The organism is Chamaesiphon sp. OTE_20_metabat_361, assembly GCF_031364565.1.
On sequence record NZ_JANLWO010000532.1, the window covers coordinates 1 to 3,161 of the forward strand.

The 3,161-nt window shown below is 41.1% G+C and carries 3 protein-coding genes; all 3 read right to left on the bottom strand.

Annotated elements, in window-relative coordinates:
• Window positions 1–54: 54 nt before the first annotated feature.
• A complete protein-coding gene (locus RMO35_RS15335; protein WP_309742195.1) occupies window positions 55–1,503 on the bottom strand; it encodes an SAM-dependent methyltransferase in 1,449 nt (482 codons plus the stop codon).
• Window positions 1,500–2,162, bottom strand: coding sequence for a restriction endonuclease (locus tag RMO35_RS15340; RefSeq protein ID WP_309742196.1), 663 nt, complete (start codon window positions 2,160–2,162; stop codon window positions 1,500–1,502). Before RMO35_RS15340 ends, RMO35_RS15335 begins: the two co-directional genes overlap by 4 nt.
• Window positions 2,163–2,180: 18 nt before the next feature.
• Window positions 2,181–3,161 (bottom strand): BREX system ATP-binding domain-containing protein (locus RMO35_RS15345; protein ID WP_309742197.1); only part of this gene is annotated, 981 nt, incomplete at its 5' end.

Here is a 3,161-nt window from a genome sequence, read left to right on the forward strand (position 1 = left end):
AGTCTCGACGTAGAGATTTTGGCATTCTGAGCAAGAATTTGCCACTATATAGTATCATGACAATCGATAATGGTCGGAGCTAGCAGCAAGGTTTAAACTATTCAAAATACTGGATTTAATTGGGCGTTTCTCATCCCAAAATATTAGAGATGAATAAAAATCTCTGACTGGAGTAGATGTCAATGAATCGAATGCTTGACAGGCAGATGCTCGATCGTCAAAACCAATAAAATAAACAGTATCATCAAAAATAACACCCCGATCGTTTAACTGTCCAATTAATCTGAACTCTAATTTCTTGTAAAGCCCGCAAATAGCAATTTTCCAAGGAGCAAAAGTATATGAGCCTATTCCAAAGATAGAAAATCTAGGATTTTTCAAATAAATCTTGCTCTTTCTATTGTCTAAGTATTTAGCGTGTGATTCTAGATATCTCCAAGTTTTTGGAGCTAAATATTCGATCGCGTCAGTAGGTTCTCCCACAAATCTTTGCGTAACTAGAACATATCGATCGGTATTCTGTATTCGATTCTGAGCGACATCAGAACCTTTTAATAATGGGAAAAGATATGTATCTTCGATATCGACAGCATCTCCAAATCCATTAATTAACTTACTATCAATTTTCCGTAACTCCATCACACTAGAGCAATCATGTTTGACACCCGATCTCCATTTTAGTTCGGGGGTTGGATGATATAATTCACTTACTCGATCGAATATAATAACATCTCTAACTAGTATATTATGACGATACCCGATTCGTTTATATTCTGTGCTTTCTAAACTATCGAACACATCACAAAAATAATTAGTGGAAATGCCATCAAATTTGCAAAACAATAAGCAAGATTCAACGCTAGCATTAAAATACTTTTTAGCATCGATATTATAGCTGGCACAGTAGGCAAGGTTGAGATTTCTATTACGAAGATGATTCAGTATTTTTCTAGCCACAGAAGTCTTGCAAAGCATCGAGAGATAACCACCCCGTTGCTGAAACCATTCGATCGATTGGATCAGCATCCACTCGGAGATATCAAAGTTGCTCTTACCTGTAATTGCATCTAGCCCAATATGATCTTGGAAATTAACCTTACTAGGTAAGTTTTTACCACCAATAACTCCTTGCTGTGAATTAGTCACCCAAGGAAAGTTACCAATTACGAGAAGTTGTCCATCTAGTTTATCTAGCTGCGATCGCCAATCAAATTGAAAAAAATCTGCTTCGATAATTTCAATTCTTTGGTCTCGATCTAATTGCTGCCTTGTTTTAATCTCCTCGACATACTGTTGATTAATTTCAATACCGAGAATCTTATCTGTCGATAGAAACAACCGCGAACTAGCATTGATGAAATTACCAATCCCACAGGTTGGCTCGACGATCGCATCAGGATTGACACCTAATTCTATCAACTTTTGACATATCAGCTCTGCTAATTCGATCGGTGTTTGAAAGTCTCCATATTCTACTTTTGTTTTAGGGGTAGTCCGAATCATGGGTTAGCTCTATAAACAGCAATGATACCATCTTCTAGATCGGCTCGCTCGATTACTCGGCTATACTGAAGTCGCCATTGCAAGGCATTGGAAATAGTTAAAAATCCTTGGATGGGTGGACTATGAAGAATTTCATCTGCAAGATTAGATGATTCAATATCATCAACGGCTAGATTTCGATCCAACATCAAAGCAATTAGATCGTCTTTATTACCTTCATTCGCTAAGATACTCCTAATTCCACGAGTCATCTGAAAATCTGCCGTTCTTTCAGAACTCACAAAAATTGTGTGCAAAATATTTAATGTTCCGGTGCGATTAGTACTATCGTCTGTTTTGTCATAAACAAAGATTAAGAGCGCATATCCCAATCCAAAAATCTTTTGACGTGCGGATTTGAACGGGCATGATGATTGTGGTTGCTTAATACTTGTCACCTTCATATCTACTAATAATCCTGGAAAGTCGGTGCCGCTAGCAGAATTTCCGGCGATAAACTCATATCGCGCTTGGAGATAAAGTCTAAACTTTTTTTCTAGGTAGGTGCCGACGGCTTTACCATCAGTCACGCCATATAACAGGGGTTCTAGGTGATGAGATTCAGCGGCTGAGAATATTGTTGCTTCCGAGCAAAGGGTTTCGACTGTCAAAGTTATCATGTAATGGTTGATGAGTATCTAAAACGTCACAGCATACTGTTCTGCGTCGGCGGGTTCAGGTTCAAAATAAGGTAAACCATCCCGAATTCTGATTTCCTCAGCACTGAGTTCTACCAAGTCATAGCCCCCATCTGTCATCGGATCGAAATCTGGTTCGGTGGCAGCTAGATCTAAAATATTTACCAATTGGCGTAAGAATTGACGCGGTACTATCCCGACATCGCCACCAAAACCTTGGGTGACTTTATCTACTAGTAGATCGATAAATGCGGGTGTGACTTTTTTGGTTAATTGTTGACGGTTTTCCGTTGGATATAATTCTCGCAATTTAAGCGCGACATCTTTCAATCGTGCTGCATCGAATGGTGTGAGGACTAGTTGCGGTTGGCGGGGATTTGCAAAATTACCCGTTTTAATTAACTTTAACCGATCGTGTAAGGGTGATAAACCTGCTACCCCGCGATTGGTATCGAAAAATTCGGGAGTACCAGTAAAGATCCAGAATAACCCTGGATAGCGATCGGCTGCGTCGCAAATTTGCCTAATCCCATTGAGAGATTTGGCGCGAATATCTGTTTTCATCCGCAACATGGTTTCGGCTTCGTCGATGACGATAACTAGCCCCTTATAGCCCGATGCTTTGGTAATGGCTAAAATGCCCTGAAGGTAGTCCATCGCCTCTTTAGAGCCGATATCGCCCTTAATCCCAGCGATCCGCTTCGAGGATGCCGCGACGTTTTCACTACCCGATAGCCAGGAGAGGAGCGCGCTGGCTTCGGGGAATTTATTCTGCTGTTTGAGGGCGAAAATCGATCGCAATACCCGTGTCATATCTTCGGGTGCTTTCCCACCAGTCAGGGAGGCGAGATCTGATTCAATCCGCTGCTGTACCTGAGTATCAAAATCTTCAGCGTCAGGATTTGCACCACCATCGATCGCGGCATCTTCCATCCGTGCGATCCATCGATCGAGTATAAACCCCAACGCCCCGCGATCGCA

Bases quoted from the DNA above. Each gene is read 5' to 3' on its own strand.
- RMO35_RS15340 (WP_309742196.1), bottom strand. From the start codon at position 2,162: ATGATAACTTTGACAGTCGAAACCCTTTGCTCGGAAGCAACAATATTC.
- RMO35_RS15335 (WP_309742195.1), bottom strand. From the start codon at position 1,503: ATGATTCGGACTACCCCTAAAACAAAAGTAGAATATGGAGACTTTCAA.